At 62.0% G+C, this 26,380-nt stretch carries 25 protein-coding genes; 18 read left to right on the top strand and 7 right to left on the bottom strand.

What is annotated here, in order from left to right; genetic code table 11:
• The first annotated feature begins 12 nt into the window (after positions 1-12).
• From PZ897_RS18220 to PZ897_RS18230, 3 genes are read left to right on the top strand one after another with little or no spacing between them, the layout of a single operon-like run.
• Positions 13-594, top strand: a complete 582-nt coding sequence (locus PZ897_RS18220; RefSeq protein ID WP_275754124.1) for a rod-binding protein — start codon at positions 13-15, stop codon at positions 592-594.
• Positions 591-962: a hypothetical protein gene (locus PZ897_RS18225; RefSeq protein ID WP_275754127.1), complete on the top strand. Its 372-nt coding sequence runs from the start codon at positions 591-593 to the stop codon at positions 960-962. The genes PZ897_RS18220 and PZ897_RS18225 overlap by 4 nt, the downstream gene beginning before the upstream one ends.
• Positions 959-1,489: a hypothetical protein gene (locus PZ897_RS18230; RefSeq protein ID WP_275754128.1), complete on the top strand. Its 531-nt coding sequence runs from the start codon at positions 959-961 to the stop codon at positions 1,487-1,489. Before PZ897_RS18225 ends, PZ897_RS18230 begins: the two co-directional genes overlap by 4 nt.
• Before the next feature lie 51 nt (positions 1,490-1,540).
• Here PZ897_RS18230 and PZ897_RS18235 read toward each other — a convergent pair whose 3' ends face one another.
• Positions 1,541-2,557 carry a glycosyltransferase gene (locus PZ897_RS18235; protein WP_343217470.1) on the bottom strand — a complete coding sequence of 339 codons (1,017 nt, stop codon included), beginning with the start codon at positions 2,555-2,557 and terminating at the stop codon, positions 1,541-1,543.
• Between the two features lie 117 nt (positions 2,558-2,674).
• Here PZ897_RS18235 and PZ897_RS18240 point away from each other — a divergent pair, with 117 nt between their 5' ends.
• The 3 genes from PZ897_RS18240 to PZ897_RS18250 all read left to right on the top strand — a co-directional run bounded on the left by PZ897_RS18240 (position 2,675) and on the right by PZ897_RS18250 (position 5,676).
• A complete protein-coding gene (locus PZ897_RS18240) occupies positions 2,675-3,844 on the top strand; it encodes a glycosyltransferase family 4 protein (protein ID WP_275754130.1) in 1,170 nt (389 codons plus the stop codon).
• Positions 3,845-3,974: 130 nt separating this feature from the next.
• The gene (locus PZ897_RS18245) at positions 3,975-4,754 is read left to right on the top strand and encodes a WecB/TagA/CpsF family glycosyltransferase (protein WP_275754132.1); all 780 of its coding nucleotides are present in this window, start codon (positions 3,975-3,977) and stop codon (positions 4,752-4,754) included.
• A 43-nt stretch (positions 4,755-4,797) separates the two neighbouring features.
• Positions 4,798-5,676 carry a DUF6492 family protein gene (locus PZ897_RS18250; RefSeq protein WP_275754133.1) on the top strand — a complete coding sequence of 293 codons (879 nt, stop codon included), beginning with the start codon at positions 4,798-4,800 and terminating at the stop codon, positions 5,674-5,676.
• 4 nt (positions 5,677-5,680) lie between these two features.
• Here the strand turns inward: PZ897_RS18250 and PZ897_RS18255 are convergent, their stop codons facing one another.
• Complete coding sequence (locus PZ897_RS18255; RefSeq protein WP_275754135.1) at positions 5,681-6,946, bottom strand: lipopolysaccharide biosynthesis protein; 1,266 nt, start codon at positions 6,944-6,946, stop codon at positions 5,681-5,683.
• Between the two features lie 870 nt (positions 6,947-7,816).
• On the opposite strand from PZ897_RS18255, the gene PZ897_RS18260 reads away from it, so the two are divergent.
• Both PZ897_RS18260 and folD read left to right on the top strand, forming a co-directional pair.
• Positions 7,817-10,567 (top strand): GNVR domain-containing protein, encoded by a 2,751-nt coding sequence (locus PZ897_RS18260; protein WP_275754136.1) that lies wholly within the window; start codon positions 7,817-7,819, stop codon positions 10,565-10,567.
• Between the two features lie 140 nt (positions 10,568-10,707).
• Positions 10,708-11,607, top strand: a complete 900-nt coding sequence (folD, locus tag PZ897_RS18265; protein ID WP_275754138.1) for a bifunctional methylenetetrahydrofolate dehydrogenase/methenyltetrahydrofolate cyclohydrolase FolD — start codon at positions 10,708-10,710, stop codon at positions 11,605-11,607.
• Between the two features lie 247 nt (positions 11,608-11,854).
• Here the strand turns inward: folD and PZ897_RS18270 are convergent, their stop codons facing one another.
• A complete protein-coding gene (locus tag PZ897_RS18270) occupies positions 11,855-12,322 on the bottom strand; it encodes a cupin domain-containing protein (protein ID WP_275754140.1) in 468 nt (155 codons plus the stop codon).
• Positions 12,323-12,416: 94 nt separating this feature from the next.
• Between PZ897_RS18270 and PZ897_RS18275 the strand changes: the two genes are divergently transcribed.
• The 3 genes from PZ897_RS18275 to PZ897_RS18285 are packed head-to-tail and all read left to right on the top strand — an operon-like array spanning position 12,417 to position 14,124.
• On the top strand, positions 12,417-13,352 hold the full coding sequence (locus tag PZ897_RS18275; RefSeq protein ID WP_275754141.1) for a LysR family transcriptional regulator: 936 nt from the start codon (positions 12,417-12,419) through the stop codon (positions 13,350-13,352).
• On the top strand, positions 13,349-13,645 hold the full coding sequence (locus PZ897_RS18280; protein WP_275754142.1) for a hypothetical protein: 297 nt from the start codon (positions 13,349-13,351) through the stop codon (positions 13,643-13,645). The genes PZ897_RS18275 and PZ897_RS18280 overlap by 4 nt, the downstream gene beginning before the upstream one ends.
• Positions 13,642-14,124, top strand: a complete 483-nt coding sequence (locus tag PZ897_RS18285) for a VOC family protein (RefSeq protein ID WP_275754144.1) — start codon at positions 13,642-13,644, stop codon at positions 14,122-14,124. Before PZ897_RS18280 ends, PZ897_RS18285 begins: the two co-directional genes overlap by 4 nt.
• 224 nt (positions 14,125-14,348) lie before the next feature.
• Here PZ897_RS18285 and PZ897_RS18290 read toward each other — a convergent pair whose 3' ends face one another.
• Positions 14,349-15,422: a LacI family DNA-binding transcriptional regulator gene (locus PZ897_RS18290; protein ID WP_275754146.1), complete on the bottom strand. Its 1,074-nt coding sequence runs from the start codon at positions 15,420-15,422 to the stop codon at positions 14,349-14,351.
• 1 nt (position 15,423) lies between these two features.
• On the opposite strand from PZ897_RS18290, the gene PZ897_RS18295 reads away from it, so the two are divergent.
• From PZ897_RS18295 to ugpC, 6 genes are all read left to right on the top strand, one after another.
• A complete protein-coding gene (locus PZ897_RS18295; RefSeq protein WP_275754147.1) occupies positions 15,424-15,765 on the top strand; it encodes a hypothetical protein in 342 nt (113 codons plus the stop codon).
• On the top strand, positions 15,762-17,111 hold the full coding sequence (locus PZ897_RS18300; RefSeq protein WP_275754149.1) for an ABC transporter substrate-binding protein: 1,350 nt from the start codon (positions 15,762-15,764) through the stop codon (positions 17,109-17,111). The genes PZ897_RS18295 and PZ897_RS18300 overlap by 4 nt, the downstream gene beginning before the upstream one ends.
• A gap of 363 nt (positions 17,112-17,474) precedes the next feature.
• On the top strand, positions 17,475-18,425 hold the full coding sequence (locus tag PZ897_RS18305) for a sugar ABC transporter permease (RefSeq protein ID WP_275754571.1): 951 nt from the start codon (positions 17,475-17,477) through the stop codon (positions 18,423-18,425).
• Between the two features lie 12 nt (positions 18,426-18,437).
• A complete protein-coding gene (locus PZ897_RS18310) occupies positions 18,438-19,577 on the top strand; it encodes a carbohydrate ABC transporter permease (RefSeq protein WP_275754150.1) in 1,140 nt (379 codons plus the stop codon).
• A 19-nt stretch (positions 19,578-19,596) separates the two neighbouring features.
• Positions 19,597-21,264 carry an alpha-glucosidase gene (locus PZ897_RS18315; protein ID WP_275754572.1) on the top strand — a complete coding sequence of 556 codons (1,668 nt, stop codon included), beginning with the start codon at positions 19,597-19,599 and terminating at the stop codon, positions 21,262-21,264.
• A 30-nt stretch (positions 21,265-21,294) separates the two neighbouring features.
• The gene (ugpC, locus tag PZ897_RS18320) at positions 21,295-22,383 is read left to right on the top strand and encodes a sn-glycerol-3-phosphate ABC transporter ATP-binding protein UgpC (protein ID WP_275754151.1); all 1,089 of its coding nucleotides are present in this window, start codon (positions 21,295-21,297) and stop codon (positions 22,381-22,383) included.
• A gap of 247 nt (positions 22,384-22,630) precedes the next feature.
• On the opposite strand, the gene PZ897_RS18325 is transcribed toward ugpC, so the two are convergent.
• Both PZ897_RS18325 and PZ897_RS18330 read right to left on the bottom strand, forming a co-directional pair.
• Positions 22,631-22,933 (bottom strand): hypothetical protein, encoded by a 303-nt coding sequence (locus tag PZ897_RS18325; protein WP_275754153.1) that lies wholly within the window; start codon positions 22,931-22,933, stop codon positions 22,631-22,633.
• Positions 22,934-23,131: 198 nt separating this feature from the next.
• Positions 23,132-23,437 (bottom strand): hypothetical protein, encoded by a 306-nt coding sequence (locus tag PZ897_RS18330; protein ID WP_275754154.1) that lies wholly within the window; start codon positions 23,435-23,437, stop codon positions 23,132-23,134.
• Positions 23,438-24,053: 616 nt separating this feature from the next.
• Here PZ897_RS18330 and PZ897_RS18335 point away from each other — a divergent pair.
• Positions 24,054-24,452 carry a hypothetical protein gene (locus PZ897_RS18335; RefSeq protein WP_275754573.1) on the top strand — a complete coding sequence of 133 codons (399 nt, stop codon included), beginning with the start codon at positions 24,054-24,056 and terminating at the stop codon, positions 24,450-24,452.
• Positions 24,453-24,521: 69 nt separating this feature from the next.
• Here the strand turns inward: PZ897_RS18335 and edd are convergent, their stop codons facing one another.
• Positions 24,522-26,339 carry a phosphogluconate dehydratase gene (gene edd / locus PZ897_RS18340; RefSeq protein ID WP_275754156.1) on the bottom strand — a complete coding sequence of 606 codons (1,818 nt, stop codon included), beginning with the start codon at positions 26,337-26,339 and terminating at the stop codon, positions 24,522-24,524.
• Positions 26,340-26,380 lie beyond the last annotated feature (41 nt).

The following is a 26,380-nucleotide window of genomic DNA, read 5'->3' on the forward strand; positions in this document are numbered from 1 at the left end:
GAGGGAAGCTCTTTGTCCATACAAACGGCAACCGATATCATTCTTGACGTCGTTCGTGCGGCCGACCCCGCCGTGGCGAAGAAGGCCGAAGCGGTGCTCCAGGCTGCATCGATCCGCAAGTCCGAACAGGCCGCGGCAACGCCGGCTTTTCAGCACCAGTTGCTGGCCTCCGCCGAACTGCAAGATCTGCGCGCTTCCGCCGCCGCAGTCTCCACAGACGACAAGAAGGCCGAATCCTACCAGCGCTTCGAGGCGATGATGTTGCAGAACTTCATCGGTTCGATGCTGCCCAAGGACAGTGAACAGCTTTACGGCAAGGGCATGTCCGGTGAAATCTGGAAGGGCATGATGGCCGAACAGCTTGGAGCCGTGCTGGCCAAGGGTGGCGGCATCGGCATTGCCGACCGCCTGATGGGCAACAGCTTTGATGCGGTCCCCAAGCCCGAATCCGCCGATGCCATCGGCTCCAACGTCTCCAATCGGGCCACGAGCCTTGTCAATGAAGTTCAAAAACAGATTCTTGCGGATGTAGCCGGTCCTGATGACGCTGCCGACGCAACCGAACAATCCAGCCGGAGGCCTGACACAGCATGACTGATCTAAACTCTCACGACCAACGCATCATCGGCGTACTGTCGCGGCTCGAAGCAATCATTGACGCGGAAAACGCAGCCATTGGCAGCGATACGCAGTTCGATCTCGCCCGGTCCAATTCAATCAAAAGCCGGTGTCTTTACGATATGACCATGCTGTTTGCAGGCGTCAGCCCGCCGGTCCTCCAGCCGGCGCATCAGGCGCAACTGGACAGCGTCAAAGCCAAGCTGGCAATCAACAATATCAAGGTCAAGGCGCATATGGATGCGGTCCGCGAGGTTACGGACATAATCAAGCAGACCGTTGCCGCCTCGGAAGCTGACGGAACCTATTCGGAAGACCAGTTCCGGATCTCAGAATTGTCATGATCAAACTCCTGGTCACCGGTGTCTGGATCTGCGGCGTGGCCCTGGCGTCGGTTTATTTCTCCGCCCAGATGACCAGCAAGGACGTCGATATGGAGCCGGCTCCGGCGATGTTCGGTGGTCTGGAAACCGTGCGTGGCGAAGTCAACTCGATTCCGGTGATCAGCAGTGGCGCGGTTCAGGGCTATTTCCTTACCCGGTTGTCCTACACGGTCGACCCGCTGAAGACAGCGACATTGACCGTTCCGGTGGACGACCTCATCACCGACGCGCTTTACACGGCGTTGGTCGGCGAACCGGTTATCGGTTTTCCCGACATCGTCAGCTTCGATCTCGACGCCTTCAAGGCGCTGGTTCTCGAATCGCTCAACGCGCGGGTCGGCGAGACCCTGTTTCACGATGTCATCGTCGAACAGATCGATTTCTTGTCCAAGGAAGACATCAGATCCAATGTCCAGCAAGGCCGTTCGTTGAAGCATCATGCCACGGTCGATGCCGCATCGGATGAACCCGCCGCGCTGGCAGAGTGAAATCCGGCGCCGGCGCAATCTGCGGCGCGCGCACCGGCCGCGAACGGCGTGTCAATTGCTTTCGGGATTGCGGTACTGTTCGTTGACCATGCCGAATTCTTCCATCAAGCGGCCAACCGCCACCTGGATGTGATAGAGGCCGATCACTGCCGAGCCGGTCCGAAGGCCGAGCCCGAGACCCCGCAAAGGTGACGCCGCCAGCAGGGCCAGAGATTTGGCCAGGGTGCGAACCCGCCCCGGCATTCCGGGCCATTGCCGTTTTTCCAGGATCGCCGAGATCGCACCGTTGCGGAGCGAGCGCGCGTTGAGCCACGAAAATTCCGCCCGGCGCGAGGGCAGCGTTTCCATCACCGCGGCTTCCGCGCTCCAGCCAAATTCGAATCCTCGCGCCCTGGCCCGGCGGTAAAAGTCGCTGTCACCGCCGCCGATGAAATTGAACGCCGGGTCGAGATAGGGCTTTGGCATCATATCCAGCACCGCCCGGGAGATCAGCACATTTCCGGAGGAGTACAGGATCGGCACCAGGCCGGTGCTGTGATAATGCGGAGTGAAGACCGGATGCCGGCGCCAGCCGTCGAGAGCCTTGTCGGTGAACACGGGAATCTGCGGTCCGCCAACCAGATCCGCCCCGGTTTCTCGGCCGGTTTCCATCAGCCCCGACAGCCAGCCCGGCCCGGCGATTTCATCATCATCGATCACTGCGATATGAGTCAATCTGGGAAATTCTGCCAAGGCGGTCTCCCAGCCGGCATTGTAGGCATGGCAATTGCCGCGCCGGTGCGCGACGATGGCAATGCCTTTGAGCTGCGAACCCTCAAGCCAGTCGGCGGCAGCACGCGCGCCCTCAAGTCCCTCGGCGTCATTGTCCATGATCACCACGGCAACCTCGCTTCCCATTCCCTGTGCCTGCAGCGAATCCAGGGTCGTCATCAGGTGTTCCGGTCGCCGGAACGTCGGCACGGTGATGACGACACGGATGTGGTCCGGTGTGAGGTTTGAAGAACGCGCGAACTCGGAAACAAATGGCACATCAGGCGTCATGGCAGGGACCCGGTTGATCGAGAACATCCAATCACAGGATCCTGAAGAATTGCTGAAACTCCGGTGCGGTATTTGAACCATGCGTTTAACCCGGCTTTCAAGCCGATCGGCTAGGCTCCGGCGTGATATCTGAATGGAATCGGCATGCATCTGGTCTTTGTTTCATCGCTCGTCCCTGTGGCTGCACCCGCCTCTGGCTATGACATTGCCAACCGGGTGATCGTCGATGCGATCAGGTTGCTTGGCCACAAGGTTTCGGTGATCGGCTTCCTGCAACCCGGCCACGCGCCTGCTGCGCCGGAGCAGACACGGCTTCTGGGACGGCTGGAAGTCACCAATGCGCGGGTCGGCAAGATGCAGCAGGCGCTGTGGCTCAAGGAATCGTTCGTCCGCGGCGAGCCGGTGTCTGTGGCCAAGATGCACGCGGCAACGCCGCAGGACGTTCGAACCGCCCTGGATGCGCTCGGGCCGATCGATGCACTGGTGCTCAACTCCGTGCAACTGCCCGGCGCCTTTCTGGAGGTGTTTTCCGCCTGGCCTGCGGTTTTCGTTGCCCACAATGTCGAATCCCGCAGCGCCGCAGACAATGCTTCCAATGCGGCGAGCGGCCTGACCCGGTTTCTGTTCGGCCGCGATTCGCGGTTGCTTGCGGAGCTCGAATCGCAGCTTTGCGCCGCCGCCCGGCACGTCTTTACCCTCGCCGATGCCGATCGTGCAGCGCTTGGTGTCGCCGCCGATGATCGCTCGACGGTCCTGCCTCTGGTCACCGCAGTGGCGCCGCCTCAGGCGCCTTCCACGCGCGCGCCGCTCTATGATGCCGGCATGATCGGATCCTGGACCTGGGCTGCCAACCGTTCCGGGCTCGACTGGTTTCTCGACGAAATCACACCGCGCCTGCCATCCGGATTCCAGCTGGCAATTGCCGGTGACATCGGCGGGGACAGGCCCAGGGCCCCGGACAATGTCAGATTTCTCGGCCGGGTTCCCGAAGCCCGTGACTTTGTTCGCTCCTGCCGCGTCATTCCGCTGATTTCGCGCACCGGCACCGGTGTCCAGCTCAAGACCATCGAGACCTTCGAGATGGGGCTTCCTTGCGTGGCCACGCAGAGTGCGCTGCGCGGCATCTCCACTGTGCCGGAGAACTGCGTGAGCAGCGATGATGCGGACGCATTTGCTGCAGCGCTCACGTCGATGATCGAGCGCTCGCGCAGCGGCGAGAGGCTGGATTGCGACGGCAGGATGTTTCACGCGGCCCAGCTCGACCGCCTTGTCAGTGCTCTTTCGCGTGGCCTCGAGCACTGCCGGAATGGTTAATCAAGGGTGAACTTGCCCCTTAACTGCAATTCCGAAATCAATGAGCCAGACTGTTAAGAAAATGCTAACACCATGTCCGACGGGGCAACCGCCGTGGAAATCCCCTTTGAACAGAGTGTCCGGAGTTGTCATGCCAGCATCGAGTAAGGGTCAGCATCGGGATATTATGGGCATTCGGGTTGCGGCACTCGGCTGGTGCCAGGCCCTTGACAAGCTGAAAGCCGCACTGGTCGGGGATGGTCCGCAGCGCATTTTCAATTTTCTCAACGCCAACAATGCCAACCTCGCCATGCGCAACCCGATCTACCGGCAGGGGTTGAGCAAATGCGAAGTGCTGCCAGACGGATTTGGCGTCGACATTGCATCACGCGCGCTGCATGGCACTGCCTTTCCGGCCAACCTCAATGGCACCGACTTCATCCCGGCGCTTCTGGTGCATATGGAACGCCCGCTGAAGGTCGCGCTGATCGGCGGCCGGCCGGCGGTGCTTGACGCGGCGCTGGCCAATTTCACAGCCGCCACGCCCTGGCACGAGTTTATTGCCGTGTCGGATGGGTTCTTCGATAAGACCGATTCCGCCAGGGTGCTGCAGGATCTGTCCGCTATCAATCCTGACATCACCCTGGTCGGGATGGGCAGTCCGTCTCAGGAAATCTGGATCGACGCCAACATCAGGCCGGGCCACGGCCGCGTCGTCTTTGGCGTCGGCGCCCTGTTTGATTTTGTCTCCGGCGCGGTGCCAAGGGCGCCGCAGACAATACGCAATCTTCGGCTTGAATGGCTCTGGCGGCTTTTTCACGAACCGTCCCGGCTGTGGCGTCGCTACATTCTCGGCAATCCGGTTTTCCTCTTCCACGTCTTGCGCTACAAGATTTTGGGTGCGGGCGGGCGATCCGGGGTTCCGGCCTGAGCGCCAATCAGCTGCACGCTTTCAGGAGCCGACCGGTATCGCCATGAAGACAGCCGTTATCACTGCGTCCTGGTCCAATGATTTGGAACGCTGCACCTTGATGTGTGAGAGCCTCGACCGCTTTCTGGCGGGTGACTGGCATCACTATCTTCTGGTCGAGCCGCGCGATGTCACAGCCTTCAAGCCGCTTGAGGGACCGCGCCGCAGTGTTGTCAGCGAGGCTGATCTGTTTCCCCGCTGGCTTCGGTCCTTCCCTGACCCGTCAAATCTTGGGCGCCGCCGTGTCTGGCTCAGCCCGTTTTCGCTCCCCTTGCGCGGTTGGCATGCCCAGCAGATTCGCCGCATGGCGCTGGTCCGCCACATCGACGCCGACATGCTCTTGTCGGTGGATTCCGACGTCGTCATGGTGCGGCGCTATGATCCGGCCGCCATGTGGGCAAACGGCACCATGCGGATGTTCCGCATTGATGGCGGCATCAGCGGTGCCATGACCGAGCACCGGCAATGGCTTGCCCATGCCGGTGATCTGCTCGGTCTGCCTGCAACCATCACCCCGGCCCATGATTACATCAACACCTTCATTGGCTGGCGCGCCGATACCACCCGCGCGCTGCTCGATCATATCGAAAAGGTGACGGGCCGGAGCTGGGTCCGGGCGCTGATTTCATCACGCGCAATATCGGAATGCACCATCTATGGCCGCTTTGCCGACGAGGTTCTGGGCGGCCAGGGCCACGCGCCAACCGCCATGTCGCTGTGTCACATGCTCTGGTTCCGCGAGACCTATCCCGAAACACTGGAAGGGCTCGAAAGCTTTATGAATGAACTGCGCCCCGATCAGGTCGCCGTCGGCGTGCAATCCTTCGTCAACCAGCCGGTCAGCGAGATCCGCCGTCTGGCATTCTCGGTGACGCCGGAGTAGCAGCTCAGATCGGCCGCTTCTTGATCGAGCGCAGCGCGCGATAGGTCAGCAGCGCCGATTGCAGATAGAGCACCAGGAACGCCGCGTTCAACAGCTCGACCCAGACTGTCACATCCAGCTTGAACCCCAGAATATAGGCCAGCAACAGCGCCTTCATCACGCCCAGCGAGGCCAGAACCAGCATGCGGATCACCGTCCGGCCGGTGGCGTAGAGCAATTCCGATTGATACTCGATCAGATTGCGGAAAGCCGGCACCAGCGCCACAAGGATCAGCAGTGGCGCCGCCACGGCAACATTCCTGCCCAGCGCGTTGGGGAACAACCACAGAAATCCGGCCATGCCCAACAGACCCGCGGTCGAGACCGCCGCCACTGCGCCTTCCAGCAGGATGCGGGTCTTGAGATCGTCCAGCATTTTTGAAGTGCGCATCAACCGCTGCGTCAGAACCGTCAGGAAGGCGCGAACCGGCAGAGCGGTCAGATCGACCAGACGCATGATGATGGCGTAGATGCCGGCCGTTTCCGGACCGCCCAGCGACAGCACCAGCACCTTGTCGAGTTCGGATTGCACGTAAAACAGCATCTCGGCGCCGGCCACCGAAATGGCGTCGACCCACCTGTTCAAATAGAGCACCAGTTTCCAGCGCAGCCTGACCCGCGGGTAGAACAGCACCACCGCGATCACCGCAGCGGTGCTGTTTGCCGCGAGGTAATACCAGCCCCAGGTGGCCAGCGATCCGTCGGCCAGCCAGGCAAACACCACCGCGGCAATGGTCTTCAGCACAGTTGCAATGACCACCAGCAGCGAGCCGGCGCCAAAGCGGTTGATGCCGTAGCTGACGATGACCACGATCTCCATGATCCGCCAGCACAAGACCTCGGCCACGATGATCTTGGCGAAGGTTGCCGGAAGCATCTGATCGGCAAATACAACGGAATGGGTCAGCCACGCAGCAAGCGCAATGATGGGAGCCGACAGGGCCGCCCCGCCAAGAAAGCCGGCGGTGTAGACCCCAAGCAAGCGGGTCTTGACCGTGGCGATCCGGTAGAGCGGAGAGACAAAGCCGAAGGCCAGCATCCGTGACAGCATGATACCGCAGGCCGACGCGGTGGCAAACAGGCCGAAGTCGCTGATCGACAAGGTGTTGGCAATGGCGATGAAGTAGACAAGCGAAATCACCAGCCGGCCAGCCGATCCCCCCACCAGCGAGAGATAGGCCCGGATCAGTGCGCTGTTGGCGCGTGCGAAATCTCTCAGGCGAACAATCATTCCATACCGTCAGGCAGCGCGGGCGCGAGTGCCGCATCCGCCGTTTCTTGACGCAAACTATACGCATGATTTGTTAATTTGGCGTTTGAACCGGGGGGATCGGCAGCGGAAGTTAACGATTCATGAAATTGCAGTGAAGTCATCTTTATTGAAGAATAACCGGCAATTTCGGGTCTCAGTGCCGGAAATTAACCTTTTGTTACCCATGAATTTATAGCTTGTCTTAACGAAGTTGAGACTCTTGCCGAATTGGGGCGGCGAAAGCCGGATATGAGCGATTTCATCGACCATCAAAACCGCCGGAGCCGTCGTGGTTCTCTGCTTGACCATGCCGCCGATCCGCTCGCGGCTCCCGGTCCGGTCGCTGGCACCGCCAGGCCCGCGGGCAAAGCCGTCGCCCGTCCGTCGCCGTCCTTGTTGTCGGTACGCGACCGCACCGCGCGCCTGTCAACCGCGCGGCCTGCCGACCCCGCCGCGCCGGAACCCGGGTCGCGTGCCACCGCCGCAGCTGCAGCACCCGCCGGCCCCTCTTCACCTGCAAGGGCAAAGCCGTCCCGTTTAAGTCGCGAAAAGTTCGGCGACCGAATTGCGCAGCTGTTTGACACAATCACACCCGAGCCCCGGCAGTCAGGCGCGCCGGCAGCGCCGGATGCCGCAACGCCCGACCACGCTGCAACTTCACGGCGCGAGACCGTCGAGCCGGACGGCACGCGGCCAGCGGCCAGTTGGCGGGACCGGGTGGCCCCGCCGGTGCCGCCTTACATTCCCCGCAGCCGGGATGATCATGATCATTGGCATGCCGGGTCTCATGGGGGCGGTTTTGACCCAGGCTCGCGCCCGCTTCTCGATGCATCCATCCTGATTTCGGCTGTGTGGAGGTTCCGCTACCTGATCGGCGCGGCGACGGTGGCCGGAGCGGTGCTCGGTGTGGTGATGGCGCTGGCAACCCCGCACAGATATTATGCCGAAAGCCGCCTGTTTGTTGATCCGCGCGAAATCCGGGTCACCGAGGATGATGTTCGCAATCAGCAGCTGTCCACAGAGGCCGTGCTGGCCATCACGGACAGCCAGTTGCAGATCCTGTCGTCCACCAGCGTGCTGGAAAAGGTCGTCGCCGATCTCGGGCTTGATCGCGATCCTGAATTCAACGGATCGCTCTCCCGTGGCGGGATCCGCGCCGGATGGCAGCAGATCAAGCAGATCTTCACGGGCGAGGGCGGGCCATCGGAGGAGGAGCAGAAGGCCCTCAACCACCTGCGTGATGCGGTATCGGTTGCCCGCGATGCAAAGACCTTTGTGATCATCGTCGGTGTCGACACGCTGGACCCGGACAAATCGGCACTGATCGCCAATCAGATTGTCGAAACCTATCTCGATTCCGAAGGTCAGGCCCAGTCCAACCTGCTGGAGCGGACGTCGGAATCGATAGATACGCGGATCAATTCGCTGCGCACAGATCTCGATCTGGCCGAGCGCGAGGTCGAACGCTACAAGGCCGAAAACGGTCTCGTCGGCGTCGGCGGACAATTCATCGATGACAAGGTGATCCTGGCGTTGAGCGAACAGCTCGCCAATGCCAGAGCCATGAAGATCGGCATCCGGGTCAAGGCGGACAATCTCGCCAGGGTCAACATCGATGAGGTCCTGTCCGGCGCTTTTCCTGAAGAGCTGTTGTCGTCAAATCTCACCGAGTTGCGCAAGCAGTACACCCAGACCAAATCGAGCGCGGAATCTCTGGCAACCCAGCTCGGCCCGCGCCACCCGCAATATATCGCCGCGCTGTCATCGCTTGAGACGATCAAGCGGGAAATCAGCGCCGAGTTGCGCCGCATCGTTGCCAGTTCCCAGACCGAACTGCAGCGCGCGGTCCAGACGGAACAGGAACTGGCGAGTCAGATGGCGGTGGCCAAGAGCCGGGCCATGGACCAGTCGGTGGAGTTGGTTACCTTGCGCGAACTCGAGCGCAAGGCCGCTGCCACCCGTGGAATCTATGAGGCGTTTCTCACCCGGTCCCGGGAAACCAGCGAACGCTCCAATCTGTCGACGCGCAATGTCCGGGTCATTTCGCCGGCCGAGGCGCCGCTGCGGCCGATGGGACCATCGCGCAAATTCATTGCTGCGGGCGGGATGGTTGCCGGCTTTCTCTCCGGGGTCGGTTTGGCCTTGCTGGCCGGTGCCGTCGAGAGCTTCACCGCCTACAATGGCGGTGCGCCCCAGGCCCGGTTTCAGACCCCGCCCTATGGCGGCTATCCCGGACCTCAAGGTCCGGCACCGCACACGCCGCCCGGCGGTTCCGGTCCTCGCGGCTGGAGGGGCCGCGACGAAGAGTCAACTGGCCTCGATGCGGCTGCAGACGAAGCCACCGCAGCGGCTTCTTACGGTGCCCGTGCCACGGCCACAGCCGGTGGCTTCCAATCCCGACCGGCTCACATCCAGCCGGATCGCGCCCGGCAGGAGGCCGTGGAAGCTGCCCCACCGTCGCGTGAGGCAACGACGCGGCAGACCGGGCCACGGCACGAGCCAACCCAACAGCCGACGGACCCGGCAGACCATGAGCGTCCGCACGGGCTTGCAACCCCTCGCGTGTTCGCGCCCGAACAGGTCGGCGCCCCGCAACCGGCTCCGCCCAAGCCGTCAGCGGCACCCGCTGGCGATCTGGCCGTTTCGTTTGCCCAGACCTTTGATCCTTCACCGCGGCAACACCAGGCGTCTGAGCCACCCGCATCCCGCCATCCGGAGTGCGGCTGCAGGACGTCTGCTGGTGCCAGGGCCGGCCAGGCTGACCCCGCCGACGCCGGTCAGTCTCGGCCGGACGTCTTGTTCGGCCGTGCCTCTGCCGCTCGGGCGCCCGGCCTGTCTGCCGCCACCCGATCTCCCGAGACGCAAGCCTTCGCGCCTGTCCGCGCGCCGTCGGAGCTGCCGCATCCGCCGGCTCAGCCGCACCACTTCGCAGCCGCCCCCCAGATGCAGCCGCTCTGGTCGGCCATTCCGGCCCAGCCGCAATATCCTCACCCCGCCCAACCGCAGCCGCAGGCACACTCTCCGGGTCCGCCACAGGTCCCTGCCCAGCCCGCATCCTGGCCTGATCCGCGCCACCAGCAGCCGGCCTATCCGTTCGCTGGCTATCAGCAGCCTGATCCCTATGCTGCGATGCCGCAGCAAGGTGCGCCTGCCGGCTATGCTGCAGCGCCGGTTGCCATGGCCCAGGCCTATCCGATGCCGGACCCGAGGATGACCCCGCTTCAAGCCCAGCCGCATTTCCATCCGCAGACTGATCCGGTTGCGTGGTCCTGTCCGGTGCAGCCCTCTGCCGTCGCGCCGCAATTGCAGGCGGCCCAGTCTTCCGTGCCGGTGCAGCCGATGCAGTTTGTGCAGCCGCCGCCGACCCCGATCCCGGCATGGCAGCAGCCAGCGCCGCCTGCGGCCATTCATCCAGCGGCCCTGCAGGCACACGCCGCCACAGCCTTTCAGCAGCCCGCAGCGCAGGCGGCTGCACCGCTTGCGCAACCATCACCGCCGGTCCGTCCGGCGAATGATGCCGCCGTGGAGCGGATCCGGCGGGATATGGATGGCTTGCGCGCGCGCATCAGTGGCTATGGCACGCAGCGCCGTCGCGCCTGATCCGCCATCCCCGGATTTTTTGACACAGGAAGACGCAAAAAGGCTATCAGCCCTTGTGGTTGGTTTCGTAGTGTCCGGCTGCGCGCTGGAATTTGACCGGCTACCGGCAAGGCAAGGCGACAGAGCGAAGAGGAATGACTATGGCAAAGGTGATTGACGGCAAGGCCGTCGCAGCGGGTGTTGTCGACCAGGTTTCAGCAGCCAGCAAGGCGCTGGAGGCCGAGACCGGGGTGCGCCCGGGGCTGGCGGTGGTCATTGTCGGCGACGATCCCGCCTCGCATGTCTATGTCTCGTCCAAGAGCCGCATGGCCAAGCAGTGCGGCTTCAAGTCGGTGCAGCACACCTTGCCGGCGCACACCACGCAGGCCGAGCTTGAAGCCCTGGTCGACACGCTCAATGCCGATCGTGAAATTCACGGCATTCTGGTGCAACTGCCGCTGCCCGATCATCTCGATTCCGACGCGGTGATCCAGTCGATCCTGCCCGGCAAGGATGTTGACGGCCTGCATGTCGTCAATGCCGGCAAGCTGATGACCGGCGATCTCGACGGCGGGCTGATTTCCTGCACACCTGCGGGCGCCATGCTGTTTGTCCGCCAGACCCACGGCGCCGATCTCTCCGGCCTCAACGCGGTTGTCATCGGGCGCTCCAATCTGTTTGGCAAGCCGATGTCGGCGCTGCTGCTGGCCGCCAACGCCACCGTGACCACCGCCCATTCGCGCACCAGGGATCTGCCCGGCGTTTGCCGCAATGCCGATATACTGGTTGCCGCTGTCGGGCGGCCGCAGATGGTCAGAGCTGACTGGGTCAAGCCCGGCGCCACGGTGATCGATGTCGGCATCAACCGTATCGACGCGCCCGAGCGCGGTGAAGGCAAGACCCGGCTGGTCGGCGACGTCGCCTTTGACGAATGCGCCGAAGTCGCATCCACCATCACCCCGGTTCCCGGCGGCGTCGGGCCGATGACCATCGCCATGCTGATGGCCAACACGGTCACCGCCGCCATGCGCGCCCAGGGCCTCAAACCGCCGTCGTTCTGAGGCGCACCGGTTCAGCCTGACCGGCCTGGCTGCCGGGCGCGACGGAGCATTCGGCGCGGAGCGGACATTTGGGCGATCGCCCGTGTTGGTGCAGCGCGGCCTGTCAGACCGTCCATTCGTGCATGGCGCAGCATTTTCGACGAGCAAATGGCGGCAGAGCGGACGGAGCCGGATTTCACATGTCTGGATAGTTTGGGCAGGCGCTGTTTGCACCCCCACCCGTCTTGCCTTCTATTCGTGGGCCGCGTTAGGCACGTTCTTGGTCCGGAGCCACAAATGTCATGCCCACTTCCTCCGCGAGGGCCAATACTGATGGAATATCCGGCTCGCTGGGTTCCGGCAGTTCGGTTTGGCCCTCGGGAAGGGGGTGTCCGATTCCGGTAAAGAACCGGTCGTGCATGTGCCCGGGCGCGTTGATGATCAAGAGACGGGCCGGCTTGTCTCCAATAGCTTCAAACGCGTGTACGGCCCCATCGGGAATTGCGACATGATCGCCAGGCCCAGCCGGAATTTCCTTGCCATCGACCATGAAACCGATCTGACCATCGATGACATAGAATGACTCCGTCTCGCCCGCGTGGTGGTTTGGTGGCGCTCCTGCACCAACGGGAACAAGACATTCGACAACACAGAACCTGTCCATCGTCTCGGAGGGAAAGGCGTGAAACTTCATAAGTATATTTAAAACGTTATAGGTCCGAGGGCGATCCAGCATCTTGGTCCTCCTTTGGCTGATCGTTGGAACCGATCGAAGCCTACTCGCGCTCTATTAATCTGTTAAATCGATATATTGTATGATATCAATTGACATGAGTAATTTATCCAGTTTCGATCTGAACCTTCTGCGTGTGCTGGATGCGCTCCTGAGTGAGCATTCCACTTTCAGGGCCGGTGAGCGTTTGGGCCTATCCCAACCAGCCGTATCTGCAGCGCTGAAAAGGCTTCGCCTGTCTCTCGGGGACAAGTTGTTCTTTCGCAGCGGTCAGAAGCTCGAAGCGACGGAGTTCGCGCTTTCTCTGAAAGAACCGCTTCAAGACCTGTTGAGCCGTATCGAAGCGCTGATCCGCGCGCCAGATGCGTTCGATCCGGCGACCGCGGAACACAAGTTTCGGATTTCGGGCAGCGACTTCTTTGCTGAAATGCTCATGCCCGCGTTGGCCGAATACTTGACAGCGCATGCGCCTTCGCTGCGTGTTCACCTGGTTGACCTGGTCCCCGATGACCGTGTCGACGCCATGGCGAGCCAAAACGTGGATTTTGCCTTGCTTCCGGAAACGCCATTGCCCGAATGGGCAGAAGGTCAACCGGTTTTCAGCTCATCATTCTCTGTCATCGCCAGGAAGGCGCATCCAGGGACAAAAGAGCGTGCACTTGCGCAGGGCGATGTCATGCCGCTCGACCTCTTCTGCGAACTGCAGCATGTCCTGTTTTCGACCGAGGGCAATCCCAAAGGTATTGGGGATGAAGCACTTGCGCAGATCGGGCGCGAACGCCATGTGGCAATGACTCTGCCGGTTTTCTCCGGAGTTTACCGCGCCGTCGCCAGTTCGGACCTCATCGCCTTGCTTCCATCCGCGTTCGCCCATCGCGTTTCCAGATCAGCAGATCTCGATGTCTTCGAGCCCCCCATCCTCGTCGATCCGGTCCGCTTGTTTCTGATTTGGCATCGTCGGGTTTCAAACAGTCCGCCTCACCAATGGTTACGAAGCCGGATAGCCGAGCTCTTGCATCCCTTCAGCGCATGAAGATAAATACCCCTTTGCAGAATGCTTCAAGTGTCGACATCTTCAGCCACGCCGCAACGCTTGAAGCCGACATCGCGGCTGCCATGCAGGCGCGCGGCATCAAGGCTGACTGGACCGCTGAAAGCCTGACCCGTCACACGCAGGCAGCAATCCAGGGCGGCTTCATCTTGGCCAAGGCTTCGGGCGATCCGGGGTTGGCACGTGAAACCGTCGATCATCTGCGCCGCTACATCGAAATGCTGTTCGGCGTTGGAAGCACCCACAGACACCAGCCCGGAGGAGACCGCAAATGACTGATCTCGTAACCTGTCTCTGGTACGACCATGGAGAGGCAAGAAAAGCAGCAGAGTTTTATGCCAGGACTTTCCCCGATAGCCATGTTGATCGGGTCAATGCCGCGCCTTCCGATTTTCCCGGCGGGACGGAAGGAAGTGAACTGACCGTCGAGTTCACCGTGCTCGGGCGCAAGTTTGTCGGTCTTAACGGCGGGCCGGTTTTTGTCCCCAACGAAGCCGTCAGCTTCATGGTGTTAACCGAAAGCCAGCAGGAGACCGACCGCTATTGGGACGCCATTGTCGGCAATGGCGGCACGGAAAGCGACTGCGGCTGGTGCAAGGACCGGTGGGGGCATTCGTGGCAGATCACCCCCAGATTGCTCCTCGATCTGACGACGAGTCCTGACAGGAAAATGGCGCAACGCGTTTTCGCAGTCATGATGACGATGAAGCGAATCGATATCGCCGCCCTTGAAGCCGCCGCAAACGGAAACTGAAGCAGCGCTGCTGCGGCCAAGCAGAAAGTCGGCATCAAGAGCTGAGTGCCGCTGTCGAACGCGTGCGGCACCCCAGGCGACAGCTGAAGCCATCACGCGGTGAAATTTTGCGTCCCATGACGAGGCTGCCCGCGCGCAGAAGCTCATCGCGCGGGTGGGCGGGGAATAGGGTGTAGGAATGCAAGCCGGAAATGGCAGTTCCGATTTCGAAGGCGTCCCGCCCGCTACTCCGCAGCCTCCGCCGGTCGCTTTCGCACGATCCTGCGCTCTGCCGGGGCAGGGCCCGTCGACGCCCGCACGATCAGCTCCACCGGCCAGATTTCCTGCACCGGGTCGGTCTCGACGCCGGAAATGATGTCGACCAGCCGTTCGCAGATGCGCGCGCCGGCCGCCCGGATCGACGAGCGCGTGGTGGTCAGCGGCACCGAGAAGCGCTCCGGCTTGAGGAACGGAAACACATCGTCATGGGTGATGATCGACACGTCGTCAGGCAGGCTCAGCCCCAGATGGGTCAAGGCCCGCACGACGCCCAGCGTGGTGAACATCGAGGCGCTGAGAACGCCGGTCGGGCGTGTGGCCGGGCTGGTCTCGCCAAACAGCGTCATGGCGATGCGGTAGCCGTTTTCCTCGTTCATGGCGGCGGAATGATGGGCAAGTCTGTCCATCGGCACGCCGTAGGCGGCCATCGCCCGCTTGACCCCGTTGAGGCGGTGCACCGCAAAGGCAAATTCCATGTCGCCATTGATATAGGCCAGCCGCTGGTGCCCGAGCTGCAGCAGCAGCCGCGCCGCGTCATGGAAGGCGCCCTCATTGTCGATGTCGACGCAGGCATAGCCGTCCGAGGGCAACTGCGCCCGGCCATGCGCCAGAAACGGAAGCCGCAACTCCCGCACCAGCCCGATCCGCTTCTCGTCACTGCGCATCGACGACAGATAAACGCCGTCGACCGAGCGGCTGGCGGCAATGCGGCGATAGGCCTCGCTCTCGCGCTCATAGGAGGCCGGCGTCAGCGACAGATCGACGTCCCGCATCATCGCGTGCTCGCCCATGCCTGACAGGAATTCGACGAAATGCGGATCAAGATCGACATTCCTGCCCACCGGCAGCACATAGCCAATCGACCCGGCCCTGCCGGTGGCCAGTTTGCGGGCATTCGAATTGGGCTTGTAGCCATGCTGTTGCGCCGCTTCGAGCACCCGTCGCCGGGTTTTCTCGTTGACCTCGGGATAACCGTTGAGCGCCCGCGAAACAGTAGTCTGCGACAATTCGAGCAATTCTGAGAGCTGCTTCAGGTTCACAATGGCGGTGTCCGTTCTTTCAAAGCGCTTTGGAGAATTCAATATCAATTGGCGGGCGCCGTCCATCCCAAGCCTGTCAATTAATCCCGGCCCGGGGGCGGAAAGAAACAAACATCTTCATGATGCGATGCGAAATAGCGCTGCAACGCAGCAAAAATCCGAGGAAACAGGTCGGGTGATGGGCAATTTGCGCAGGCTGAAAATTTTCAGCTTGACTCAAGACGGCACACGTAATCCTCTGAACCCAAACCAAAGCGCTTTGGGTTTATCATGGCCTTGGTTGGGAAAGCCTGTTTCGCTTCATGAGGAGGCCAGGCAATGTTCCGGAGGAAAATTTCTATGAGAAAACTGTTTTTGATGAGTGCTGCAACCGCTGCGCTGATGCTGGGGCCGGCCTCTGCCGCCGATCTCAAATTCACCCCCGGCGAGGGCGATTTCAATTGGGAAAGCTTTGAGGCTCTCAAGGCCACCCAGCTCAATGGCGAGGAAGTGACCGTCTTCGGTCCCTGGCTCGGACCGGACCAGGAGAATGTCGAGGCAGTCCTGGCCTATTTTGCCGAGGCCACCGGCGCCGACGTCAAATATGTCGGTTCCGACAGCTTCGAGCAGCAGATCATGATCGACGCCGAAGCCGGTTCGGCTCCCAATGTCGCGGTGTTCCCGCAACCCGGCCTTGCCGCCGATATGGCCAAACGCGGCTTTCTCACGCCGCTGGCCGACGGCACCGGTGATTGGGTCAGGGAAAACTACGCCGCAGGCCAGTCCTGGGTCGATCTCGGCACCTATGCCGGCGAGGACGGCACGGAAAACCTGTACGGTTTTTTCTACAAGGTCGATGTCAAGTCGCTGGTCTGGTACATCCCGGAAAACTTCGAGGATGCCGGTTACGAGATCCCCGAAACCATGGAAGATCTCAAGGCGCTGACCGAACAAATCGCCGCCGATGGCGGAACACCCTGGTGCATCGGTCTGGGCTCGGGCGGCGCCACCGGCTGGCCTGCCACCGACTGGGTCGAGGACATGATGCTGCGCACCCAGGCGCCGGATGTCTATGACAAATGGGTCTCCAACGAGATCAAGTTCACCGATCCCGCCGTTATCGGCGCAATCGAGGAATTCGGCTGGTTCGCCCGCAATGACGCCTTTGTCGCCGGTGGCGCGGGCGCGGTTGCCACCACCGATTTCCGCGACAGCCCCAAGGGCCTGTTTTCCTCGCCGCCGCAGTGCTACATGCACCATCAGGCCTCTTTCATCCCGGCCTTCTTCCCCGATGGCACCCAGGTCGGCACTGACGCGGATTTCTTCTACATGCCAGCCTATGCCGGCAAGGATCTGGGCAAGCCGGTGCTCGGTGCGGGCACCGTCTGGGCCGTCACCAAGGACAGCCCCGGCGCCCAGGCGCTGATCACCTTCCTGCAATCGCCGATCGCCCATGAAATCTGGATGGCGCAGAAGGGCTTCCTGACCCCCTACAAGGCGGTCAACACCGATGTGTTTTCCGACCCGACGCTCAAGAAGATGAATGACGTCCTTCTTGGCGCCACCACCTTCCGCTTCGACGCATCCGATCTGATGCCCGGCGGCGTCGGTGCAGGTTCCTTCTGGACCGGGATGGTCGATTACACCGGCGGCAAATCCGCCGAGGATGTGGCCGCCGCGATCCAGAAGTCGTGGGATTCGCTGAAGTAACAGCCCGCTCATGTCTGGAGATCCCGGTGTCGCGCCGGGGTCTCCATTAGTCAAAGCCGATTGGGGGGGACCATGCATCCGGCACTTCAGGGTTTGATCACCATCATCGTTGGCGTTGGCGGCTGCATTGGCTATTTCTATTTTTCCAACCAGTTTCTTGACCGGGTGCTGTTTCCCGCCAGCGGCAAGCACGCCGGCCGCAACATCAACCGGGCCAACCGGATCCGGCCCTGGCTGTTCCTGTTTCCGGCCCTTTTTGCCCTCGGGCTTTACCTGGCCTATCCGGTGTTTGCCACGCTGTGGCTGTCGGTCACTGACCGCAATGCCGGTGGCGCCTTCATCGGCCTGGGCAATTACCGCCAGATGCTGGATGAGCCGAAATTCTGGGAAGCGCTCGGCAACAACATGCTGTGGCTGATTGTGGTGCCGGCTTTCTCGACCGGCTTTGGGCTGCTGGCGGCCCAGCTTACCGACCGCATCTCCTGGGGCAATATCGCCAAATCGCTGATCTTCATGCCGATGGCGATTTCCTTTGTCGGCGCCGCCGTGATCTGGAAGCTGGTCTATGACACCAGGCCGGTCAATCAGGACCAGATCGGTGTGCTCAATGCCGCCTGGCTCGGCTTTGACGGCGGGCCATTCTCGGTGCTGGTGCTGCAGATCGTGCCGGCGCTGGTGCTGATCGTGTTTGCCGCGTTTCTGGCCTACGGGGTTTTTCAGATGGCGCGCTCGCTGCTGCGCGGTGGCCAAAGCCACTCGGCTACCTCCCGGTTGGGCCTTGTGCTGCGCGCAGCGTTTGCCGCCGTGGCGGCCTGGGTTGTCTGGCTGTCGCTCGGCTCGGTTGTCTCGCTGCTCTCGGCCAAACTGCCCTATGGCGAGCCGCAGACCTGGCTGACGATCCCCTACTGGAATTCCTTCTTTCTGATGGCGGTGCTGGTCTGGATCCAGACCGGTTTTGCCATGGTCATCCTGTCGGCCGCCCTTCGCGGCATCCCCGAGGAAACCATCGAGGCCGCCGTCATCGATGGCGCCAACCCGTTCCAGATCTTCTTCCGCATCAAGGTGCCGCAGATCTCGGGCACCATTGTTGTGGTCTGGACCACCATCACCATCGTTGTACTCAAGGTGTTCGACATCGTCTTTGCCATGACCAACGGCCAGTGGGAGACCCAGGTTCTGGCCAATTACATGTATGACAAGCTGTTCCGGGCCAATGACTGGGGTGTCGGCTCCGCCAGCGCGATGACCATCATGCTGCTGGTGACGCCCATTCTCGCCTGGAACGTCTACAATGCCCGCAGGGAAACACGCTGAGGGAGGCGACAGATGCGTCTATCATCGAAGAAATCGCCACTCACCTGGGCCATGCACATTTCGGTCGTGGTTCTTGTGGCGCTGTGGCTGTTTCCCACCGTCGGGCTGTTCGTCTCCTCGTTCCGGACCGCCGACCAGATTGCCAACACCGGCTGGTGGAATGCGCTGTTCACCCAGGAACGGCAAGCGCCGGCGATCCGCATTTCCGGCGACGAGAGCGTTGTCGATGGCGAATTCGTCATTGCCGGCAACCTGTTCGACAGCGACAAGGTCGAAATCAGCAAATGGGGCACAAGCTCGCGTGCGCCCAACGCCTTTGTCCCGGGCGATGTTGTCGATGTTGGCGACGGCGCCAGCCTGACCGTCGCCGCCGATGGCGGCTTCCGCCTCTCCGGGCCTGAGAGCTTTGGCGACAGCCGCTTGCCCCGCGTGTTCACCACCGCCACCGCACCGCCGGAATTCACGTTGCAGAACTACCGCTTCGTGCTGTTTGATCCCGGCAACCGCGAGGGCATGGCCAAGGCCTTCTTCAACACCCTGACGGTGACCATTCCCGCCACCATCATCCCCATCGTCATTGCCGCCTTCGCCGCATACGCGCTGGCCTGGATGCGCTTTCCCGGCCGCGCGCTGCTGATTGCCGCCGTCGTCGGCCTGCTGGTGGTGCCGCTGCAACTGGCGCTGATCCCGCTCCTGCGGCTGCACAACGACATCGGCATCGGCAAGGGCTATCTCGGGGTCTGGCTGGCCCATACCGGCTTCGGCCTGCCGCTGGCGATCTATCTCTTGCGCAACTACATGGTCGGCCTGCCGCGCGACATCATCGAGAACGCCCGCGTCGACGGCGCCACCGATTTCCAGATCTTCGTCAAGATCATCCTGCCCTTGTCGTTTCCCGCGCTGGCCTCCTTTGCCATATTCCAGTTCCTGTGGACCTGGAACGATCTGCTGGTGGCGCTGGTCTTCCTGATCGATTCCACTGGCGAGACCACGGTGATGACCAAGCAGATTGTCGAACTGCTCGGCACCCGCGGCGGCAACTGGGAAATCCTTGCAACCTCGGCTTTCGTGTCGATCGCGGTCCCGCTGGTGGTGTTTTTCGCCATGCAGAAATATCTCGTGCGCGGCCTGCTGGCCGGGTCAGTGAAGTAACGGAGTTCGAATGAAAACCATGACGCTCGCCGGCAAGAAGCTGCAGACCGGCGCCGAAAACCAGCCTGATTCCGATTGGTGGCGCGGCGGCGTGATCTATCAGGTCTATCCACGCTCGTATCAGGACACCAGCGGCGACGGCGTCGGCGATCTCAACGGCATAGCCCAGCGGATCGGCTACATTGCCTCGCTGGGCGTCGATGCGGTCTGGATCTCGCCATTCTTCACCTCGCCGATGAAGGATTTCGGCTACGACGTCTCGGATTACACCAATGTCGATCCGATGTTCGGCACCCTGGCTGACTTCGATTATCTCATCAAGGTGGCTCATGAGCACGGCATCCGCGTCATCATCGATCTGGTGCTTTCGCACACCTCCGATCAGCATCCCTGGTTCATTGAGAGCAGGATGGACCGCGTCAATCCGAAGGCCGACTGGTATGCCTGGGCCGATCCCAAGCCCGACGGCACCCCGCCCAACAACTGGTTGTCGATCTTTGGCGGATCGGCCTGGCAATGGGACGGCAAGCGCGAACAGTATTATCTGCACAATTTTCTCACCAGCCAGCCGGATCTGAATTTCCACAATCTGGAAGTTCAGGCCGCGTTGCTCGATGTTGCCCGCTTCTGGCTGGATCGCGGCGTCGACGGATTTCGCCTCGACACCATCAACTTCTTTTTCCATGACAAGGACTTGCGCGACAACCCGCCGCTGGCGAAGGACTTGCGCAACGACACCATCGCGCCAGCGGTCAATCCCTACAATCATCAGCTTCATGTCTATGACAAGAACCGTCCGGAAAACATCGGGTTTCTGCAAATGTTCCGCTCGGTGCTGGATGAATATCCCGGGACCACCGCCGTGGGCGAGGTTGGCGATGCGCAGATCGGGCTGCAGATCGTCGCCGACTACACGTCCGGCCATGACAAGATGCACATGTGCTACGCCTTCGAGTTTCTCGCCAATGCCCCGATTACCGTCAAGCGGGTCCGCACCGTCCTGTCCGATTTCATGGCCGCTGCACCCGAAGGCTGGGCCTGCTGGGCCTTTTCCAACCATGATGTCGTCCGCCACGCCACCCGCTGGAGCGGCGGCACCGTCGATTCCGACCGCTACCTGCGGCTTCTGGTCGGCGTGCTCTTGTCGCTGCGCGGCTCGGTTTGTCTTTATCAGGGCGAGGAACTCGGCCTCACCGAAGCCGACCTCGCCTTCGAAGACCTGCGCGATCCCTACGGCATCCAGTTCTGGCCTGATTTCAAGGGCCGCGATGGGTGCCGCACGCCGATGGTCTGGTCCGAGCATGACCAATGTGCCGGCTTCACCAGCGGCGAGCCCTGGCTGCCGATCCCGCCCGAGCATCGCCAGCTTGCGGTCGATGCGCAGGATCATGTCCAGGCCTCGATGCTTAATCATTACCGCCACTTTCTGGCCTTTCGCCGGGCGCACCGGCCTCTGGTCAAGGGCGCACTCGAATTTGCCGAAACCGGTGACGCTGTGCTCTCGATGATCCGCCGCGACGGCAACGAAGCGATTTTCTGCGCTTTCAACCTGAGTGAGGAAACCCAGATGATCGATTGCCCTCGAGGCGTGCTGGAACCGCTCGACGGGCATGGTTTCTCCGGGATCCTGCGTTCCGGAACAATCGAACTTGCGCCTTATGATGCTTTTTTCGCCAGGCTCGGGTGAAGCAATGACGGACGCGACAGGGAGGGACCTATGGCTGGCTTGAAACTCAGGGATCTGAAGAAATCCTACGGCAATGTCGAGGTGATACACGGGGTCGATCTGGATATCGCGCAGGGCGAATTCATCGTCTTTGTCGGCCCGTCCGGTTGCGGCAAGTCGACACTTCTCAGGATGATTGCCGGACTTGAGGAGATTACCGGCGGCACGCTGGAAATCGACGGCATGGTGGTCAATGACGTGCCGCCGTCCAAGCGCGGCATCGCCATGGTGTTTCAGTCCTATGCGCTCTACCCGCACATGACCGTCTACGACAACATGGCCTTCGGCATGCGCATCGCCCGGGAATCCTCCGAGGAGATCGATCGCCGCGTCAAGGCCGCTGCCGACATGCTGCAACTGACGGACTATCTTGACCGCCTGCCCAAGGCCCTGTCCGGCGGCCAGCGCCAGCGTGTTGCCATCGGCCGCGCCATCTGCCGCGATCCCAAGGTATTTTTGTTCGATGAGCCGCTGTCCAATCTCGATGCTGCGCTGCGCGTCGCCACCCGCATCGAGATCGCCCGGCTCAACGAATCCATGCCCGACACCACCATGATCTACGTCACCCACGACCAGATCGAGGCGATGACGCTGGCCGACCGGATCGTGGTGCTGTCGGCCGGCTATATCGAGCAGGTCGGCCCGCCGATGGAACTCTATGACCGGCCAAGGAACCTGTTCGTCGCCCGCTTCATCGGCTCTCCGGCCATGAACATCATCCCCGCCAGCATCAGCCAGGCCGGGGCCAGTGCAACGGTCATCCTGTCTGGCGGAAAATCGGTGGCAACCGGCATCCCCGTGGCCGACAGTGAGACCGGCAGACAGGTCTCGTTCGGCGTCCGGCCCGAAGATCTTGCCATCTCCACCGGCGAGGATTTCCTGTTTGAAGGCAAGGTGTCGATTGTCGAGGCGCTGGGCGAGGTCACGCTGCTCTATATCGAGGGCCTGACAGAGCACGAGCCGATTATTGCCAAGCTGCCGGGCCATCTGAAGATCAACCGCGGCGACACGGTGCGCTTCAAGGCCGATCAGGCCAAGCTGCATCTGTTTGATGCGGATGGAAATTCCTACAGGCACTAAGCTCATCGCCTCGCCTCCTCAACGCAAGAAGCCCCGTCCTTTCGGACGAGGCTTTTGCGCGGGATCCCGGGTGCCTGACGGAGGGTGAGGCGCCGCGGGGTCGCGGGGGGTCTTGAAGCCGTGGCGGGCAGGGGGAGGGCCGGCTTTGGCTTTAAGACCTGAGGGTCCGCAGACCCTTGGGGACAGGCAGACCGTCGGGAGACGGATGCGACCGGCTGGAGGACCCGGCCCCATCCATCAGGTGGTCTTAGCGGGCAAAGTTCGGCGAGCCGTCCTTGCCGGCGCGGTCGTAGCTGATCTGCTCGTTGGAGACGCCGCCGCCGGTCGAAGCCGTGGCGGTGTAGTCAATGCCGCCCTGGGGCGCTGCGAAGGTCGGCGAACCGTCCTTGCCGGCGCGGTCATAGCTGACCAGGTCGTTGGAAGTGCCGACTGCGTAAGCGGCGGTGCCCTGAGCGGCGGGAACGTCATAGGCGTCGAGTGCCGTGGTGTCGGCGAAGGCGCCGGTCGAGGCTGCGAGTGTCAGGCCGAGGGTGATGATGAGCTTGTTCATGAGACAATCCTTTCGGGATGGTTTTCGCGTCTTGGGAGGACAGCGTTGATGTGTTTGCTGTGTGGTTCGGGGTGACAATGGCTGGGCTTCGGAATGGTTCCGTGGCCCGTGACCGTCTTGTCATCACGGCTGCGTGATCAGAAGCGGCGGAGCGCAGGACCGGCCGGGAGTAAAACCGGCCCTGCATGGCGGCAGATGTTAGCGGGCAAAGACCGGCGAGCCGTCATTGCCGGCCCGGTCGTAGCGGATCTGCTCGTTGGAGACGGTGCCGCCGGTCGACGCGGTTGCGGTGAAGTCGATGCCGCCCTGCGGCGCTGCAAAAGTCGGCGAACCGTCCTTGCCGGCGCGGTCATAGCTGACCAGGTCGTTGGAAGTGCCGCTTGTCGAGAGGGCGGCAGTGCCGTCATTGGCAGGAAAGACAAAGGCGTCGAGTGCCGTGGTCTGGGCCAAAGCGCCGGTCGCGGTTGCCAGTGTGAGGCCGAGGGCGATGATGAGCTTGTTCATGGTCGTTTTCCTTTGAGGTGTGTGTGCAGTGATCGTGGTCTTGGTGTGAAGCGTGCGGCCCGTGTCTGGGTGGTCTGTCGTTTGGGCCGCGCCGTTCCGATGACCTGAAATTGGGGCTTCCACGGATGACTTGCGAATGACATCGATGTGACCGGGCTGAGCGGCGGCCGTGAGCAAAACCGGCAAAACTCCAGGTCAGTGGAAAAATGACATCGTGAATACAACGGTTTGCCTCATCATCGCGATCGTGAAGCGGCCATCATTGTCAACGCCGGGCCACCTGCACCGTTCACAGATGCGGCTCTCGACCCGGTCCTTGGCCCCGGAATGCGGGGTTTGCGGTCTTGGCGATTTTCACCGCCGAACCGCCTTGATGCTGCACTGCGTGATGAAAGGCAGGCCGGTTCTCACGCGCGATCACGTGATCCGTGATCGCCGCTTACCGGAAGTGATCGAAGTTGGGACGATATCGGTCTGTCCGGGCCGTCGGGCCGGCGCAAAAAGCGATGCCCGGAAATCTGCGGCCGCGTCATTTTCTATTAAACCTTGGGGGCTAGAATTGGTGTGGGGGGTAGAACTGGTGCACATGACTGAAGGGGAACGTGCCATGGCGATGATGGCTTCGGGGACGAACTATCTGCAAAAGGAAGAATCTTTCATGTACGACCGCGAGAAGCGGTTCCCAATGGAAGAAACCAGAAACCAGGCCCGCATCGAATACACCGAGAAAGGTGTGCTGCACATGGCGTCGCGCCGGTGCGAGGTGCTGGCCATTTCATTGAGCGGCGCCGTCCTCGGCATCGTCACCCAGTTCCATATTCCGCCGCAATTTTGCCTGGAAATCCCCGAGGCGCGGATTGCCAAGGTCGGCTGCGTGGTGATGCGGATCAACACCAACAACACCATCGAAGTTCGCTTTCTGCGAATGATGGCCGAACGCGAACTGAACCGGGTCTTTGTTTTCAGCACCCACCCGGCCCACCGTGACCGGGTGATGGATCTGCGCTCCTGGTAGCCAGCTTTGACCGCCACCTGCCGCTGCCTGCCCGTCCGGATCCTGCAATCCGCCAATCCGGGATGAGCTTCAATAGAGCGCGCTGGCGCCCTCGTCGGCGGTTCCGGCAGTCTCGCGGAAGCGGGCAAACAGATCGCGGCCCATACCCCATTCATTGTGGCTCAGATCGGCCTCAGCGGCGGGCCGCCCGGCAAACAGCTCCGCATCCACCAGCACCTCGAGCGTTCCCGCGATCGCATCCAGCCGGATCATGTCGCCGTTCTCAATCCGCGCGATCGGACCGCCATCCTTGGCTTCCGGCGTGACATGGATGGCGGCGGGCACCTTGCCCGAAGCCCCCGACATGCGGCCATCCGTGACCAGGGCAACCTTTTGACCACGGTCCTGCAGCACACCCAGCGGCGGGGTCATCTTGTGCAGCTCCGGCATGCCGTTGGCCTTGGGGCCCTGGAACCGGACCACGGCGATAAAATCACCGGTCAGCGTGCCCGCCTTGAATGCATCCTGCAGCTCGGCCTGGGTCTGAAACACCCGCGCCGGCGCCTCGATGATCTGCCGCTCCGGCTTGACCGCGGAAATCTTGATCACGGCCTTGCCCAGATTGCCGGTCAGCATCTTCAGCCCGCCATTGGGCTGGAACGGCTTGTCGGCCGTGGTCACCACCTTCGGATCGCCGCTGACCCTGGATATCGGTTCGCGCCTGACCTGGCCATTCTCGCCAAGCTTGGCTTCCACTGCATAGGCCGACAGCCCCTTGCCCCAGACCGTGCGCACCTCTTCGTGCAGCAGGCCGACCGACAGCAACTGGTCGATCATGAAGCCCAGACCACCGGCGGCATTGAAATGGTTCACATCCGCCGGTCCGTTCGGATACACCCGCGCCAGCAGCGGCACCGCATCCGACAGCTCTGAAATATCTTCCCAGCTCAGGCGAATGCCAGCGGCCCGCGCCATGGCGACCAGATGCAGCGTGTGGTTGGTCGACCCGCCGGTGGCGTGCAGTCCGACCACGCCATTGACGATCGAGCGTTCGTCGATCATTTCCCCCACCGGGGTGAACTCGTTGCCGAGTGCGGTGATCGCCAGCGCCCGCTTGGCAGCCTCCGCAGTCAGCGCCTCTCTGAGCGGTGTGCCCGGATTGATGAACGATGAGCCCGGCATGTGCAGCCCCATGATCTCCATCAGCATCTGGTTCGAATTGGCGGTGCCGTAGAAGGTGCAGGTGCCCGGCCCATGGTAGGATTTGGATTCGGCTTCGAGCAGCTCGGCCCGGCCGACCTTGCCCTCGGCATAAAGCTGGCGGATCCGCACCTTCTCGTCATTGGACAGACCCGTGGTCATCGGTCCCGCCGGAATGAATACCGCCGGCAGGTGCCCGAAGCTCAAGGCGGCAATCAGCAGGCCCGGCACGATCTTGTCGCAGACACCGAGATACACTGCTGCGTCAAACATGTTGTGCGACAGCCCGACCGCCGCCGACAGCGCGATCACATCCCGCGAAAACAGCGACAGTTCCATGCCCGGCTGGCCCTGGGTGACGCCATCGCACATGGCCGGCACGCCGCTGGCTACCTGCGCCACGCCGCCGGCGTCGCGCGCTGCCTTGCGGATCTGCTCCGGATAGGTCTCGAACGGCTGATGCGCCGAGAGCATGTCATTGTACGAGGTGATGATGCCCAGATTGGGCACCACGTCACCGGCCAGGTTGGCCTTGTCGGACGGGCCGCAGGCGGCAAAGCCATGCGCAAGGTTGCCGCAGGACAGGGTCGAGCGGTGAGGGCCTTTCTCCGCCATCTCGCGCAGCCGCGCCAGATAGGCCTCGCGGCTTGGCCTGGATCGCTCGATGATCCGGCTGGTGACGGCTTTGATGCGGGGATCGACAGTCATGGCTGGCATCCTTCTAGTCATAAGATAGGGTCGGCAGGGCG

It is taken from the genome of Hoeflea sp. YIM 152468, from assembly GCF_029210485.1.
GTDB lineage: Bacteria > Pseudomonadota > Alphaproteobacteria > Rhizobiales > Rhizobiaceae > Hoeflea.